Genomic DNA, 16,145 nt, shown 5'->3' with positions numbered 1-16,145 from the left:
CCGGTCGTCACCCGATCATCCTTCTGGAAGGAAACAGCATGTCCGGCAAGAACAGCCCGCAGCACCAGGCAGCGACGGGCGGGACGGAGCCCGCCCCGGCCCCGGACACCACCACGGGCGTCGCCCCCGAGACCGGAACGGCACTCCCGCCGACCAGTGGCGAGACGACGGCCGGGGCGTCGGCGACCTCGGAGACCGCGGAAGCGGCACTCACGGCACCGGCTCAACTCCCGTCCTCCGGCGCGGGCGTGACCCGGGAAGCCGGTGCCGGCGCCGACGAAGCCGCACCCGCGGCAGCAGCAGCGGCACCGGAACCCGACAACCCCGCCGCCCCCGCCCCCGCCCCCGCCTCGGCCTCCGCAGCCGACTCCGACCCGGACCCCGACGCCCTGGCCGCCACCGCGACCGGAGCCTCGTCGGAATCCGGTGCCGGTGCCGGTTCCGGCGCCGACGAGGGGGCCGCCGCGGCCCCCGCCTTCGGCCGCCCCTCCCGAGGGCTCCTCGCCGGTGCCGCGATAGCCGGCGCGCTGCTGATCGGCGTGCCGTTCCTGGTGTCCGGCCTGCGTGGCGGGTCGAGTTCGGACGGGAAGCCGTCGGAGCAAGTGGCCGACGCCGGAACCGTGTTGAACGGCGCGACGGCGAACATCGGTGCCGGAGCCTACGGTTCGGCCAGCCCGGACCCGGCCTCGCCGAAACCGACCCCCGCGAAGACGGTGGACGGCGGCAAGAAGAACACGGTGAAGAGCGGTGGGGGAGCCGCGGCCGCCGGTGCCGGTTCGGGTGCCGGAGTGATCGCGGGCAGTTCCGCCGAGGCCCCCAAGAAGGCGTCCTCCGGCGGGAGTTCGAAGAAGTCCACCACCAAGGTCACGGCCACCAAGACGGTGACCACCGCGCCCGGCACCACCATCTACAGCCACGCCTCCAACAAGTGCATAGAGATGGTGGGTCACAAGGGCGCCGACGGTTCGCCGTTGCAGATCAACAGCTGTACCGGCAAGAACTGGCAGAAGTGGGACTTCCGTTCGGACGGCACGATCCGTTCCATGGGCCTGTGCATGGACGTCGCCTGGGGCTCGTCGGCGAACGGCGCGGTGATCCAGATCGCGGTGTGCAGCGGCAACCCGGCCCAGCAGTTCCGCCTCAACTCCAGCAACGACCTGGTCAATCCGCAGGCCAACAAGTGCGTGGACGTCAAGGACCAGAAGACCGGCAACGGCACCCGGCTCCAACTCTGGGACTGCAACGGCCAGGACAACCAGAAGTGGAGCACCCGCTGACGGCGGCGACGCCATCTCGCCGTTCTCGTCCGCCCCGGACACGTACCCTGCTCCAGGAGAAACAGGGGGAGACGATGACCGACGACCGCAGGACGACCGTACCCGTGTGGACGCTGGCGACCGCCGAGGTGAAGGCCCCGGGGTTGCCCGCGGGCGAGTCGATGACGGGTGAGCGCCTGGCCGAACTGCGCGGAGTGCTGGCCGTCATGGCCGACGAGCCGATCGTCACGCTGGAGGCGCATCCGCTTCCCGAAAAGATCGACCGCGGCCGTGGTATCCCGCTCGACGCCGCGAGTCCCTTGGCACAGCACCTGTCGCAGTTCATCACGCAGTCGACGCGGACGTCCCTCACGGCGGCCAGGGCGACCGCCTCCGGGGAGTGTCTGTACCGGATTGTGATTCCGGCGAAGGTCGCGTCCCAGTACGGGCAGGGCACCGTTGGCTTGATGGGGTCGACGAGGGTAACCGGTGGCGTCCTGAGTGCGCTCGTCGGGCCGTCGGGCAAGATTGTCGACCAGGCGGTGTTCGTGCCGGTCGGTGGAGCGGCCGCGGTGGGCACGGTCGGTGGGGCCGGTGCCACCGCGGGTGCCGTTGCCGCCGGCGGTACGGCGCTCACCGTGGCCGCCCCGCTCGTGCTGATGGCCGTCGCGGTGGGAGTGAGCGCGCACGCCGACCAGCAGCGCCGCCAGGCCATCGAACACATCACGGAACTCCTGGAGCAGCTCCAGGAGGACAAGCTGGACGACGAGCGCAGCGCGCTCGGCGGCTGTCGTGCCGCCATCGACAAGGCCACGGCCATCCTGCTCGATCAGGGCAGGCTCGGTGTCTCGCTGGGACTCGACTCGGCGGTGCACACCATCGACACGGCCCTGAGCAAGGTCGAGATCCGCCTGGGGCGTTGGCGGAGCGCGCTCGACGGGATCCCCGAGGACGAGGCCGTCGAACTCGCCACGCTGACCAAGGCGTTCCCCGGCATCGACGACCAGGGCGGCGCATTCCGCGTCCACCTCGAACTCGCCGCCCTGGCCGTCGCGTTGAAGCGGCGGGTCGTCGTCCTCCAGGCCGTCGAGCACGCCCAGAGCGATCCCGGCAACCCGTTCGAGAACTTCACCCGGCAGCTCAAGCGCGATCAACAGTGGCTCGACGAAATGGAGTTGGGCGTCGCCGGTGTCCTGGTACGCCTGTCGGCCCTGAAGCTGGCCCGCCCGAGCGGTATGCGACCCGTCTTCACGCCGAGCGAGGTCGACCGCCTCATGAACGCGGCACACCGGATCCACCAACTGGGCGTCGGCGTCACGGTCGACGGTCGTCCGGCGGACGTGGCGATCGAGATCGCCCGCGACAAGGACGGCTCGGTGACGGTGTTCCCCGCACTGCCCGTGTAGCCGGAGCGGCCCCTGTAGTCGAAGCGGTCCGTGCAGTCGAAGCCGCCGGTGGCCGTTGAGCGAGAGTTGCCTGTTCGCGCGAGGCCGGGGACGGCGACGTGTCGTCGCGCGACGCTTCGCCCCTACACTGGGTGGGCGCGTGAGTATCGGCTGTGACGTGGGCACGACGGAGAGAGCGGACTGTGGCGGAGAAGGCCGGTGGTCACGGGGATCCGTCCGCCGAGGTTCTGGGGGAGGCGGCCGCGGCGTTCGGGCTGCTCGCTTCGGAGGCCAGGCTGCACATCATGTGGGCCCTGTCCCAGGGGGAATGCGATGTCACGCACCTCGCCGACCGGGTGGGCGGCGCGCTGCCGGCGGTCAGTCAGCACCTGTCGAAGCTGAAGCTCGCCGGCCTCGTCCGCTCCCGCCGTGAGGGCCGCCACCAGGTCTACTACGTCGACGATCCCGACATCGTGACGGTCGTGCGGGTGATGGTCGGGCAGTTGACCGCCCGCTCGCATCAGGCCGTCGCGCCGGTACGCCGGCTGCACGGGGTCGGTGGCTGAGACCACGGCGGCCCCGGGACCCCGGGACAGGCGGGCCCTGACGGCCAACGCCCGCAGCGGCTCACTAGGCTCCCCCTGTGAACAACATACGGTGCACCCAGTGCGGTGCGGTGGGACTGGAACCAGGCTTCGTCGAGGACTCCGGCCAAGGCGCCCGCGGGTTCGCGCGATGGATCGCCGGCCCCCTTCAGCGAGGCCCGCTCGGCAACGCCAAGAGGATGGGTCGGCCACACTGGCAGATCGACGCCTACCGTTGCCCCACCTGCGCACACCTGGAACTGTTCGCCGCCCAGCCGGACTGAACGACTGCGCGCGGATGCCGCCGCACCCGTGAAAGGCACGACGGCACCCGCCCCGGCGACTCTCAGATGTCCCGGAAGATCTCGATCTGCGCCCCGATGGAGTTGAGCCGCTCCGCCAGATCCTCGTAACCCCGGTTGATGACATACACGTTGCGCAGCACGGACGTGCCCTCCGCCGCCATCATCGCCAGCAGCACGACGACCGCGGGCCGCAGCGCGGGCGGGCACATCATCTCGGCGGCCCGCCAGCGGGTCGGGCCCTCGACCAACACGCGGTGCGGGTCGAGGAGTTGGAGGCGTCCGCCGAGGCGATTGAGGTCGGTGAGGTAGATCGCGCGGTTGTCGTAGACCCAGTCGTGGATGAGGGTCTGACCCTGCGCGACCGCCGCGATCGCCGCGAAGAACGGGACGTTGTCGATGTTCAGGCCCGGGAACGGCATCGGGTGGATCTTGTCGATCGGCGCCTCCAGCTTGGAGGGCCGGACCGTGAGGTCCACCAGGCGCGTACGGCCGTTGTCCGCGACGTACTCGGGGGTGCGGTCGTGGTCGAGGCCCATCTCCTCCAGGACCGCGAGCTCGATCTCCAGGAACTCGATGGGCACCCGGCGGACCGTCAGCTCCGACTCGGTGACGACAGCGGCGGCCAGCAGGCTCATCGCCTCGACCGGGTCCTCGGAGGGCGAGTAGTCCACGTCGACGTCGATGGTCGGCACGCCGTGCACGGTGAGCGTGGTGGTGCCGATGCCCTCGACCCGTACGCCCAGCGCCTCCAGGAAGAAGCAGAGATCCTGGACCATGTAGTTGGAGGACGCGTTGCGGATGACCGTGGTGCCGTCGTGGCGGGCTGCGGCGAGCAGCGCGTTCTCGGTCACGGTGTCGCCGCGCTCGGTCAGCACGATCGGCCGGTCGAGGGTGACGGACCGGTCGACCCGGGCGTGGTACAGGCCCTCGGTCGCCGCGATGTCGAGGCCGAAGCGGCGCAGCGCGATCATGTGCGGCTCGATGGTGCGCGTGCCGAGGTCGCAGCCGCCCGCGTACGGCAGCTTGAAGCTGTCCATGCGGTGCAGCAGCGGGCCGAGGAACATGATGATCGAGCGGGTGCGGCGGGCCGCCTCGGCGTCGATCGACGCCATCTCCAGTTCGGCGGGCGGCACGATCTCCAGGTCGACGCCGTCGTTGATCCAGCGGGTGCGGACGCCGATCGAGCCGAGTACCTCCAGAAGGCGGTACACCTCCTCGATCCGCGCGACCCGGCGCAGCACTGTGCGCCCCTTGTTGAGGAGCGAGGCGCACAGCAGTGCCACGCACGCGTTCTTGCTGGTCTTCACGTCGATGGCACCGGAGAGCCGACGACCGCCGACGACCCGCAGATGCATCGGGCCGGCATAGCCCAGTGAGACGATTTCGCTGTCCAGCGCTTCACCGATTCGAGCGATCATCTCAAGGCTGATGTTCTGATTGCCGCGCTCGATGCGGTTGACGGCGCTCTGACTGGTGCCGAGTGCCTCGGCAAGCTGCGTCTGTGTCCAGCCCCGGTGCTGGCGGGCGTCACGGATGAGCTTGCCGATACGTACGAGGTAGTCGTCTGCCATGGGGCCGAGGTTATCTCAGATATGAGATTGCGCCTCTTGAGAGGGCCGTTCGGGTGACGCCCGGTCAGTCGTGCTTCTTGCTACGGGTCTTGCGCCACCCGAAAGGTCCGGGCAAATCCATCGATGTCGTACGACGTCCTGAGGTGCTCCGCGTGTAGTGCGGACCGTGCTTGCCTCCTGTCGTGAACGACATGGACCCCTTGTTGATGTTCAGCCGGAGCCAGGGGAGGATCCGGAAACTCTTGCGGAACGTGAGCGGCATTCCCGCCCCCTTTCGTCCCGCACCGGGTACCCCGAACTCCCGGGAATATGGCGTCAGTTCAGCGGAGCGGGCGCCGGGGTGCCGTAGAAGGTGAGCGACGGCCAGCCCTTGGAGGCGACGAAGTCGTTGAGCAGGTCGGCGATCTCCGTGGCGGTGATGTCGTTGGCCGCCGGTACCTCGATCGTGGCGACGCTGAACTTGATCGTGAGCCCCGGGAAAGAGTCGGGGATGTCCAGTTCGGCCGCCCCGGTGAAGAGTGTTCCCGCGGGGAAGTTGGCCGCCGTGGTGTCCGCGGCGGCCTCCGCGGCCTGGGCCGGCTGCGCCGCCGCCGCGCCGCCGACCATCGCGCCGACGGCGGTCGTTCCGGAGTGTGCGAGCAGAGACCGTCTTGAAATCCTGGACAAAATACCCCCTCGTTCGGGGCCGTACGGGTGTCTCCCGAGGCCTCGACGTGATCGTATGCACGTTCGATCAAGGTGGGGAGGCGAACGGGATCGTCCGGTTGTGAGGAGGTGAGGGGCGGCCGGGCATGACCAATCCGCCCCCGTGTACTAGAGTTATCTCGACATCGAGATATCTGCCGAGGTGCACCGCAGCCGCACACTCCGCCGATCCAGTAGTAAGGCTTACCTAACTTAGCCTGACCTTAGCGGATCGGCCAAGACGTTGTGGCGGCAGGATGCGGTGGGAACGCGCACATCAATGAAGGAGACTGTCGTGTCGGCGAACAGCTTCGACGCCCGCAGCACGTTGCGGGTGGGCGACGAGTCGTACGAGATCTTCCGCCTGGACAAGGTGGAGGGCTCGGCCCGGCTCCCCTACAGCCTTAAGGTCCTGCTGGAGAATCTGCTCCGCACCGAGGACGGCGCGAACATCACCGCCGACCACATCCGCGCCCTCGGCACCTGGGACTCGCAGGCCCAGCCGTCGCAGGAGATCCAGTTCACGCCGGCCCGTGTGATCATGCAGGACTTCACCGGCGTGCCCTGCGTGGTGGACCTCGCGACCATGCGTGAGGCCGTGAAGGAGCTGGGCGGCGACCCGGCGAAGATCAACCCCCTGGCGCCGGCCGAGCTGGTCATCGACCACTCCGTCATCGCGGACAAGTTCGGCACCCACGAGGCGTTCGCACAGAACGTCGAGCTGGAGTACGGCCGCAACCGCGAGCGCTACCAGTTCCTGCGCTGGGGCCAGACCGCGTTCGACGAGTTCAAGGTCGTCCCGCCGGGCACCGGCATCGTCCACCAGGTCAACATCGAGCACCTCGCCCGGACCGTCATGGTCCGCAACGGCCAGGCGTACCCCGACACCCTCGTCGGCACCGACTCCCACACCACCATGGTCAACGGCCTCGGTGTGCTGGGCTGGGGCGTCGGCGGCATCGAGGCCGAGGCCGCGATGCTCGGCCAGCCGGTCTCGATGCTCATCCCGCGCGTCGTCGGCTTCAAGCTGACCGGCGAGCTGACCCCGGGCACCACCGCCACGGACCTCGTGCTGACCATCACCGAGATGCTCCGCAAGCACGGCGTGGTCGGCAAGTTCGTCGAGTTCTACGGCGAGGGCGTCGCCGCCACCTCCCTCGCGAACCGCGCCACCATCGGCAACATGTCGCCGGAGTTCGGCTCCACCGCCGCGATCTTCCCGATCGACGGCGAGACGCTCAACTACCTGAAGCTGACCGGCCGTTCGGCGCAGCAGGTCGCGCTCGTCGAGGCGTACGCGAAGGAGCAGGGCCTCTGGCTCGACCCGGCCGCCGAGCCCGACTTCTCCGAGAAGCTGGAGCTGGACCTCGCCACGGTCGTTCCCTCGATCGCAGGTCCGAAGCGCCCGCAGGACCGCATCGTCCTCGCCAACGCCTCCGAGCAGTTCAAGAGCGACGTGCGCAACTACGTCGCCGACGACGACGAGGCGGGCAAGGAGTCCTTCCCGGCCTCCGACGCCCCGGCCGCCACCAACGGCGTCCCGAGCAACCCGGTCACCGTCACCGCCCCCGACGGCTCGACGTACGAGATCGACCACGGCGCGGTCACCGTCGCGGCCATCACCTCCTGCACCAACACCTCGAACCCGTACGTCATGGTCGCCGCCGCGCTGGTGGCCAAGAAGGCGGTCGAGAAGGGCCTGACCCGCAAGCCGTGGGTCAAGACCACCCTCGCCCCGGGCTCCAAGGTCGTCACCGACTACTTCGACAAGGCGGGGCTCACCCCCTACCTCGACAAGGTCGGCTTCAACCTCGTCGGCTACGGCTGCACCACCTGCATCGGCAACTCCGGCCCGCTGCCGGAAGAGGTCTCCAAGGCCGTCAACGACCATGACCTGGCCGTGACTTCGGTGCTCTCCGGCAACCGCAACTTCGAGGGCCGGATCAACCCCGACGTCAAGATGAACTACCTGGCGTCCCCGCCGCTGGTCGTCGCCTACGCCCTCGCGGGCTCCATGAAGGTGGACATCACCCGCGACGCGCTCGGCACCGACCAGGACGGCAAGCCGGTCTACCTCGAAGACATCTGGCCCACCGAGGCCGAGGTCAACGACGTCGTCGCCAACTCCATCGGCGAGGACATGTTCAACAAGTCCTACGCCGACGTCTTCGCGGGCGACGCCCAGTGGCAGGCGCTGCCCATCCCGGAGGGCAACACCTTCGAGTGGGACGCGCAGTCCACCTACGTCCGCAAGCCCCCGTACTTCGAGGGCATGACGATGGAGACCACCCCGGTCTCCGACATCGCCGGCGCCCGCGTGCTGGCCAAGCTCGGCGACTCGGTCACCACCGACCACATCTCGCCCGCCGGTGCCATCAAGGCGGACACCCCGGCCGGCAAGTACCTCACCGAGCACGGCATCGAGCGGCGTGACTTCAACTCCTACGGCTCGCGCCGAGGCAACCACGAGGTCATGATCCGCGGCACCTTCGCCAACATCCGCCTGCGCAACCAGGTCGCGCCGGGCACCGAGGGCGGCTTCACGCGTGACTTCACGCAGGCGGACGCCCCCGTCGCGTTCATCTACGACGCCTCGCGCAACTACATCGAGCAGGGCATCCCGCTGGTCATCCTGGCCGGCAAGGAGTACGGCTCCGGCTCGTCCCGCGACTGGGCCGCCAAGGGCACCGCGCTCCTCGGCGTCAAGGCCGTCATCGCCGAGTCCTACGAGCGCATCCACCGCTCGAACCTCATCGGCATGGGCGTCGTCCCGCTCCAGTACCCGGCGGGCCAGAACGCCGAGTCCCTCGGCCTCACCGGCGAGGAGTCCTTCTCCGTCACCGGCATCACCGAGCTGAACGACGGCACCACCCCGAGCACGGTCAAGGTCACCACCGACACCGGCGTGGAGTTCGACGCGGTCGTCCGCATCGACACCCCCGGCGAGGCCGACTACTACCGCAACGGCGGCATCCTCCAGTACGTGCTGCGCAACCTGATCCGCAACTAGCGGACCCGGCAGTGCAGTTGAGGGCCGCATCCCCGGCGACGGGGGTGCGGCCCTCCGCCGTTCGGCTACAGCCAGCCCCGCTGCGCCGCCCGCATCCCGAGCTGGAACCGGCTCGCCGCCCCCAGCCGTTCCTGAAGGTCGCTCACCCGCCGCCGCAACGTCCGCAGACTGATCCCCAGATGACGGGCCACCGCCTCGTCCTTCAGCCCGGCCGCCAGCAGCCGCGTCAACGCCTGCTCGTCCTCGGAGAGTTCACCGTTCCCGGCGGGCCGACCGAGCGGCGTCGCCTGCTGCCACGCCATCTCGAAGAGCTTCTGCAAGGCCTCGGTCACCGCCGAGTGCCATACGACGACGGCGCAGTAGCCGCCCGCCGCCGACGAGGTCAGTGGGAGCAGCGCCCGACGCCCGTCGACCACCAGCAGTTTGAGCGGCACGGACGGCAACACCCGGGCCTGCTCCCCGAGTTCGACCATGTTCCAGGCGCGGGACAGGGCGTTCGGATCCTCCAGCGCGGTCGCCGCGTAGATCCCGCGCGAGACGATCCCGCGCTTGAGGAGGTCGGCCTGGAGGTCCACCTGCGGTGCGGGCGGGGCGAGATAGGGCGGGGTGTCGAAGAGGCACACCTCGTGCTCCGCGCGGGCGTACATCTCCTCCAGGCGGGCCGCGATGGCGCCCTCGCCGGAGGCGACCTCGATCAGCCGGGACGGTTCCTCGCGCAGCAGTCCGGCCTCGTACGCGGTGGCCATCTCCTCGGCGGTGGCGGCGACCAGTTCGGACTCCGTCTCGCGCCGCCGGATCAGCGCACGGATCGCCACCCGCGGGTCGACCGCCCGTAACCCGCCCATGGAGTCCGGCGGTTGGAGCAGCCCGAGCGTGAGCAGCCGGTTGCAGGCCTCGCGCAGTTCGGCCGGTGTCTTGCCGGTCAGCAGCGCCCAGCCGCCCGCGCCCGCGTCGGGCTGCTGGAGAATCGCCCGGTACACCACCTCGTCGATGGCGGAGACCCCCACCGCTGCCCAAGGGCTCGCGGCAGGGGTCTGCCGTACAGGATCCTGTGCCGTGTTCACCATGGCTCGCCACGGTAGAGCGTATTTGTTAAGAATCCTTACCGCTGCTGGAGCCGTCCGCTCACTTCAGGCCGAAGGCCTCCAGTACGGTCTGGTCGATCGCGTCGCCGTCGCGGTCGGTGGCCCGCACGCGCAGCGAGACCGACGTGGCGCCCTTCGCGGGCCTGAACCGTGCCTCGCCCTTCTTCACACTCACCGCTTTCCAGGACGCGCCGTCGTCGTAGGAGACCCACGCCTTCAGACTGCTCGCCCGGACGCTCCCCGAAGGGTTCGCGACCGACAGTCCGACCGCCAACTCCCGCTTGGCGTCGGTCCGGTTGAGGAGGTCGAGGCCCTTCGGGGTGATGCCGACGGTGAGCAGCGGCAGTGCCGTCGCGGTGTCGGTGTGCGCCGAGGCGAAGGTCCACTCGGTGTGCGTGCTCGTGGAGTACTTCGCCCAGGCCGCCTTGCGCTGCGCGTCCAGGACGAAGCGGTACGAGGACGTGGCCGCCGGGACGTTGAAGACGCCGTACCCGCCGCGTGTCGAGGCGCCGACGAGCTGTCCGTCCGCGTAGAGATTGCCCTGCGCGGTGTTGTCGACGCCGTCGACGTAGCCGTAGTGGCCCGGTGTGGAGTCGTTCAACTCCGTTACGGCGAGAGTGAGTTTGTCGCCGGTGCGGGCCGAGAGGCCGTACTCCTCGCTGCTGCCCGGCCGGACGACCTGGCGCAGCCAGTCCTCGGTGGGTTCGGTGGCCGCCTTGGTGAAGGTGTGCAACGGGCTCCATTCGCCCCGGTACGCCTGCCAGTTGGGATAGACGACATGCCAGGTGCGGGTGTCCGGGTCGACGTAGTAGTACTCGTCGCGTTCCGTGCCCAGCTGTGTGGGCACGCTGTTGTCGACGCCGAAGAGCTGCCAGGGACGGAAGGTGTACAGGGTGTCCGAGCCCGTCTCGCCGGCCGTGCCGCCGTAGTAACGGGCTTTTCGTTTCACGGTGTTGGACTTGTCGAGGCGGTAGGTCTGGTTCGCCGTGATGGTGCCGCTCTGCGCGGCGAGCAGGTTGTAGACGTACGGGCTGACCGGTGTGCCGCTCAGCTTCAGCGTGACCTTCTTGCCGGTCTTCAGCAGGTCGGCCAGCGCGGCTCCCTGCTCGCCGGTGGCGATCATCAGCGGAACGGCGGTCGCCCGGTCCACGGCCTCGATCCAGAAGCCCGGTGTCTTGCGGTAGACGATGAGGTAACCCGCTCCGGCCTTGGTCGCGTTGTCGAGCGCGCTCTGCGCCCGGTCGGTGGCGCCGACGCCGACCACCGCCACCTTGCCCTTGACGTCGAGTCCCGCGAAGTCGGCCGCGGTACCGCCGCCCGCGTCCACCGCCTGCACCTTGTGGTCACCGCTGATCTTCAACGGGAAGCCGTTGTAGGTCTGGGAGTAGTAGAGCGACGACAGCGAGGTCTTCTGCGGGCTGGTGACGCTCGCCGTCAACTCCTTCGCGTACAGCCGGAATTTGGCGTTGAAGTCCAGGGTGCCCACGGTGACCGGCGGGGTCGGCGCCACGTAGACGTGATCGGTCCAGAAGCCCTGGCTGTAGGTGAGCCCCCAGGCGCTGCCCGGCCCCTCCCGGTGCCAACTGGTGCTGAATCCCCGGAACTCGGAGTCCTCCTTCGTCTGCGGCTTGATCTCCACGGCCTTGCGGGCGTCGAGCACCACCGCGGTGTCCGCGTCGACCTTGATCTCCGGGTTGCCGACGATCGAGGTGCCCACGGCGAGACCGGCCCCGTCCCGGTCCGGGATCCAGGTCGCGATGGAGTAGGTGCCGGCCGGTACCTGCCAGGTCGCGCCGGTGCCGAGGAAGCCGTACTCGTCGTCGTAGGCGCCGTTCAGCTCCTGGAGCGTGTAGAGCGAGGCCCCGGTCGACGGCCTGCCCTCGCGGTCCACGAGCGAGACCTTGAGGTTGTAGGTCTTCGGCGCCTTCTCGAAGCCGACGGCCGTGGTGACCTGGACTCCGCCGTCCGCGGTCGCCGTGACATGGCCCGTGTACCGGCCCTCGGTCTCCCGCGACGGGTCCACGCCGACGGAGACGGTCGCGGTGCCCCGCGCGGGCACGGTCAGGGTGTCCGCGCTCAGAGCGAGGTCGGTCAGCGACGACGAGAGCTTCAACTCCACCGGACTGTCAGTGGAGTTGGTGTACGTGATGTCCTTGTCGACGACACCGTTGTCACCGTCCTCGAACCTGCCGAAGCTCAGCGCCGAGGTCGCGAAGACGTCCTGCTCGACCGCCCGTACGGCGTCGACCCGGCCGTCGCCCTGCTCGAACACGGAGTTGACGGTGTTCGTCTTCGCGGTGCTGGCCAGCGCCTCCTTGATCTGCTCGCCGGTCCAGTCCGGATGGGCCTGCACCACCAGCGCCGCCGCGCCCGCGACATGCGGGGTGGCCATCGAAGTGCCGCTCGCCGTCGTGTAGTAGTCGTCGACCGGCGTACCACCGGGCATGGTGGTGCCGGCGGCGCGGGCCGCCGTGATGCTCACGCCCGGCGCGGTGATCTCCGGCTTGACCGCGGAGTCGCCGAGGCGCGGACCCCGGCTGGAGAACGAGGCCAACTTGTCCGACTTGTCGACCGCGCCCACCGTCAGCGCCGAGTCGGCGATGCCCGGCGTGCCCACGGTCTGCTCGCCCGGGCCCGCGTTGCCGGCCGCGATCACGAACAACGCGCCCGTGGACGCGGACAGTTCGTCGACGGTCTCACTCAGCACGTCGGAGGGACCGTACGCCGTACCGCCCAACGACATCGAGACGATCTTCGCGCCGGAGTGCGCCGCCCACTCCATGCCCGCGATGATCCAGGAGGCCTGACCGCTGCCCGTGTTGTCCAGCACCTTGCCGACCAGCAGCTTCGCGCCCGGCGCCACGCCCTTGTACCGGCCGCCCGAGGCCGCGCCCGAGCCGACGATCGTGGACGCCACATGGGTGCCGTGGCCGAAGCCGTCCTGCACCGTCTCGTCCGGTACGAAGCTCTCCGAGCCGGCGATCTTCCCGGCCAGGTCCGGGTGGCCGAGGTCCACGCCGGTGTCCAGGACCGCGACCTCGACGCCCGTGCCGTCGTAGCCCGCCTTCCACACCTCGGGCGCGCCGATCTGCGGCACGCTCACGTCGAGGGAGGCCTTCACCTTGGCGTCCAGCCAGATCTTGTCGATGCCGTCGCCGAGTTGCTTCGCGGCCTTCGCGGTGGGCGCGGTGCCGAGCGCCGGGGCGATGTCCGACCAGAAGGCCGTGGACTTCTTCGCGCTGAGCGCGGCGCCGTCGATCCCGGGCAGCGCCAGCGTCCGGCGCGTGCCCTCGGGGGTCTCGGCGGCCTTGTCGTACGTCGCGATGACCGGGGTGGAGCCCGTCTTCGCGTCGGTGTACCCCTGCTTGACGAGCTGGGTGACGTTGAACAGGGCCGGGTCGAGGCGGCCCGCCTTGATGAGCGGGACGGCGTCCGCCGGCAGGACGCTGATCTCGCCGTTCTTCTCGCTGGACAGGAAGGTGGCGGCCTCGCGGCCCTTGCCGCGCCGTACGTCGACGGCGTTCTTGCCGTCCGGTCCGACGGTGAGGGTCACGGTGTCGCCGGTGATGAGGGTGACGGTCTGCGGTGGGGCGGTGCTCGGGCCCGTGAGGTGGGTGGAGACCGTGGAACCGGCAGCGGCTGTCGCGGGCGTGATGGCACCCGTGAGCAGTCCGGCCACTCCGGCCACGGCCCACAGGGCGTGGAGTCTTCGCATGGGTGGACGTCCTCCCCTGAACGCGGAAACGCTTCCGCCCGGTGAGCGGAAGCCAGCCATCAGAGTGAGTGCCGGGGCCACGGCGGCTCAAGGGAATCACGTGGCCGGAGAGTGCCAACGCCCCCTTCGGCCAAGGCAGTTGGCGAAGGCGGCGGGCGACGGACCAGGGCCGTTGCCCCTCGCCCGACCGTTCCCGCACCCTGGAATCCGGCCCGCTCGCACGGCTGCGCCTCAGGTGGAACACAGGATTCCCTCAGCGGACCGGGACAGAATCCGGACATGACTGGCGCCACCGGATCCCGCAGCAGCCGCGTACGTGTGCTCATCGTCGACGACGAGCCCGCGCTCACCGAGCTGCTCTCCGTCGCCGTCACCGAGGCCGGCTGGCGGCCCTACCCCGCGCCGGACGGGCACAGCGCGCTGCGGCTCGCCCGCGGCTGCGCCCCGCACGCCGTCGTCCTCGACGGCATGCTGCCCGACCTCGACGGCGTCCAGGTGCTGCGCCGACTGCGCTACGAGAACCCGCGGCTGCCCGTCCTCATGCTCACCGCGCGCGACGCGATCGAGCACCGGCTCGACGGCCTGGAGGCGGGCGCCGACGACTACGTCACCAAGCCCTTCTCCCTGGAGGAGGTCGTCCTGCGGCTGCGCGGACTGCTGCGCCGGGCGGGCAGCGAACGGCTCCCGACCGACGACTCCGTACGGGTCCTCGGCGATCTCGTCCTCTCCGGCGAGACCCGCGAACTGCGCCGCGCCGGTGAGCCGATCCAGCTCACCGCCAAGGAGTTCGACCTGCTCACCCTGCTCCTCGACCATCCCCGCCAGGTGCTGAGCAAGGCACAGATCCTCGACCATGTGTGGAGCACCTCCTTCGACGGGGGCGGCAACCTCGTCGAGGTCTACATCTCCAGCCTCCGCCGCAAGATAGACCGGGGCCGCGCGCCGATGATCCACACCGTGCGGGGAATGGGATACGCCATACGGCCCGTGGAGGACGGCAGATGAACCTCCTGACCCGCAACCGAGGCCGCCTGCACGGCCGTTCACTCCGCACCCGCCTGCTGCTCTTCATCAGCGCCACCCTGGTGGTGGTCTGCGCCGCGATGTCCCTCACCACCGTCCTCGTCCAACGCGCCTACCTGCTCGGCGACTTGGACAACCGGGTCGGCGACGCGGCCCAGCGCAGCCTCGGCGGTGCCGAGCACCACCCGGGCTTCGAAGGGGACCTCGGGTTCCTCATGGAGAACGGCCACGCCGTCGGGACGCTTGCCGCACGCTTCGACGCCAAGGGCAGGATCATCGCCGCGGCCGTCGTCCGACAGGACGCCCCGCCCCAGAACCTCACCGCCGCCCAGCGCACGGCCCTCGCGGGCATCACCGCCGACCGCGCGAAGCACACCCGGTCCGTGCCCGGCCTCGGCACCTACCGGCTCACGGCCCTCGACACCGATGGCGTCCGGGTCCTCACCGGCCTCCCGATGGACGACGTACAGGAGATGATCAGCGGCCTGGTGGCGGTCGAGGCGGGCGTCGCCCTCGTCGGACTGACCGTCGCGGGCTGTCTGTGCGCCGTGGTCATACGACGGCAGCTACGGCCGCTCGGCCGGGTCGCCGCCACCGCCGTCGAGGTCTCCCGCTCACCGCTCGGCCACGGCGAGGTCACCGCGCTGACCCGGGTGCCCGAGCGGGACACCGACCCCGGCAGCGAGGCAGGACAGGTCGGCGCCGCGCTCAACCGCATGATCGACCACGTCGAGTCCTCGCTCGCCGAACGCCAGCGCAGCGAGGAGCAGATGCGCCGCAGCGAGGAACGCATGCGCCGCTTCCTCGCCGACGCCAGCCACGAACTCCGCACCCCGCTCGCCTCCATCGCGGGCTACGCCGAGCTGATGAACCGCGGCACCGACCGCATCGAACCCGGGCTCGCCTGGCGCCGGGTCACCGCCGAGTCGGCGCGGATGACGGGCCTGGTGGAGGACCTGCTGCTGCTCGCCCGGCTCGACGAGGGCCGCCCGCTCCAGTCCGCCGAGGTCGACCTCGCGGCCGTGCTCGCCGAGGCGGTCTGGGACGCGCGCGCGGCGGGCACCGGCCACGAGTGGCAGCTCCAACTCTCCCTGGACGCCCCCGCCCTGGTGATCGGCGACGAGGCCCGCCTGCACCAGGTGTTGGCCAACTTGTTGGCCAACGCGCGTATGCACACACCTGTTGGCACGACGGTCGCGGCCAGCGTCCAGGCCACGGCCGACCGCACCGTCGTCATCCGGGTGCGCGACGACGGCCCCGGCATCCCCCCGACCCTGCTCCCCACGGTCTTCGAACGCTTCACCCGCGCCGACGCCTCCCGCGCCCGCTCCGGCGGCAAGGAGGGCGGCTCCGGCCTCGGCCTCGCCATCGCGACGGCGATCACCGGAGCCCACGGCGGCCGCATCGACGTCACCAGCGTCCCCGGCCGCACCGAGTTCACCATCGAACTCCCGGCGGCCGAACTCCCGCCCGCCGAAACACAGATACGCGCCCGTACGGCGCCGGTCTAGCCGCCGCACGGGCGCG

Annotated in this window: 12 protein-coding genes; 7 read left to right on the top strand and 5 right to left on the bottom strand. The window is 70.0% G+C overall.

Annotation, left to right across the window (positions count from 1 at the left end; all coding sequences use genetic code 11):
* Positions 1–38 precede the first annotated feature (38 nt).
* The 4 genes from ACWIHT_RS10990 (at position 39) to ACWIHT_RS10975 (ending at position 3,509) form a co-directional block, all read left to right on the top strand.
* Complete coding sequence (locus tag ACWIHT_RS10990) at positions 39–1,277, top strand: ricin-type beta-trefoil lectin domain protein (RefSeq protein WP_456166695.1); 1,239 nt, start codon at positions 39–41, stop codon at positions 1,275–1,277.
* 74 nt (positions 1,278–1,351) lie between these two features.
* Positions 1,352–2,662: a hypothetical protein gene (locus ACWIHT_RS10985; RefSeq protein ID WP_456166693.1), complete on the top strand. Its 1,311-nt coding sequence runs from the start codon at positions 1,352–1,354 to the stop codon at positions 2,660–2,662.
* 182 nt (positions 2,663–2,844) lie between these two features.
* Positions 2,845–3,207 (top strand): ArsR/SmtB family transcription factor, encoded by a 363-nt coding sequence (locus ACWIHT_RS10980; RefSeq protein WP_456166691.1) that lies wholly within the window; start codon positions 2,845–2,847, stop codon positions 3,205–3,207.
* 110 nt (positions 3,208–3,317) lie between these two features.
* A complete protein-coding gene (locus ACWIHT_RS10975; protein WP_398854581.1) occupies positions 3,318–3,509 on the top strand; it encodes a hypothetical protein in 192 nt (63 codons plus the stop codon).
* Positions 3,510–3,571: 62 nt separating this feature from the next.
* On the opposite strand, the gene ACWIHT_RS10970 is transcribed toward ACWIHT_RS10975, so the two are convergent.
* From ACWIHT_RS10970 to ACWIHT_RS10960, 3 genes are all read right to left on the bottom strand, one after another.
* A complete protein-coding gene (locus ACWIHT_RS10970; protein WP_456166689.1) occupies positions 3,572–5,101 on the bottom strand; it encodes a helix-turn-helix domain-containing protein in 1,530 nt (509 codons plus the stop codon).
* Positions 5,102–5,165: 64 nt separating this feature from the next.
* Positions 5,166–5,363, bottom strand: a complete 198-nt coding sequence (locus ACWIHT_RS10965) for a DUF4236 domain-containing protein (protein WP_456166687.1) — start codon at positions 5,361–5,363, stop codon at positions 5,166–5,168.
* A gap of 53 nt (positions 5,364–5,416) precedes the next feature.
* Positions 5,417–5,767, bottom strand: coding sequence for a hypothetical protein (locus ACWIHT_RS10960; protein ID WP_456166685.1), 351 nt, complete (start codon positions 5,765–5,767; stop codon positions 5,417–5,419).
* A 313-nt stretch (positions 5,768–6,080) separates the two neighbouring features.
* Here ACWIHT_RS10960 and acnA point away from each other — a divergent pair, with 313 nt between their 5' ends.
* On the top strand, positions 6,081–8,795 hold the full coding sequence (acnA, locus tag ACWIHT_RS10955) for an aconitate hydratase AcnA (RefSeq protein ID WP_456166683.1): 2,715 nt from the start codon (positions 6,081–6,083) through the stop codon (positions 8,793–8,795).
* Positions 8,796–8,860: 65 nt separating this feature from the next.
* On the opposite strand, the gene ACWIHT_RS10950 is transcribed toward acnA, so the two are convergent.
* Positions 8,861–9,862, bottom strand: coding sequence for a helix-turn-helix transcriptional regulator (locus ACWIHT_RS10950; protein ID WP_456166682.1), 1,002 nt, complete (start codon positions 9,860–9,862; stop codon positions 8,861–8,863).
* Positions 9,863–9,920: 58 nt separating this feature from the next.
* Positions 9,921–13,595, bottom strand: a complete 3,675-nt coding sequence (locus ACWIHT_RS10945) for a S8 family serine peptidase (protein WP_456166681.1) — start codon at positions 13,593–13,595, stop codon at positions 9,921–9,923.
* 279 nt (positions 13,596–13,874) lie between these two features.
* Between ACWIHT_RS10945 and ACWIHT_RS10940 the strand changes: the two genes are divergently transcribed.
* Both ACWIHT_RS10940 and ACWIHT_RS10935 read left to right on the top strand, forming a co-directional pair.
* Positions 13,875–14,600 (top strand): response regulator transcription factor, encoded by a 726-nt coding sequence (locus ACWIHT_RS10940; protein WP_456166679.1) that lies wholly within the window; start codon positions 13,875–13,877, stop codon positions 14,598–14,600.
* Entirely contained in the window at positions 14,597–16,129 is a 1,533-nt protein-coding gene (locus ACWIHT_RS10935; protein WP_456166677.1) for a sensor histidine kinase, read from the top strand. Before ACWIHT_RS10940 ends, ACWIHT_RS10935 begins: the two co-directional genes overlap by 4 nt.
* Positions 16,130–16,145: the final 16 nt, after the last annotated feature.

This window comes from Streptomyces sp. NPDC002276, from assembly GCF_053891435.1.
This window is presented reverse-complemented; position numbering and strand designations above follow the sequence as displayed.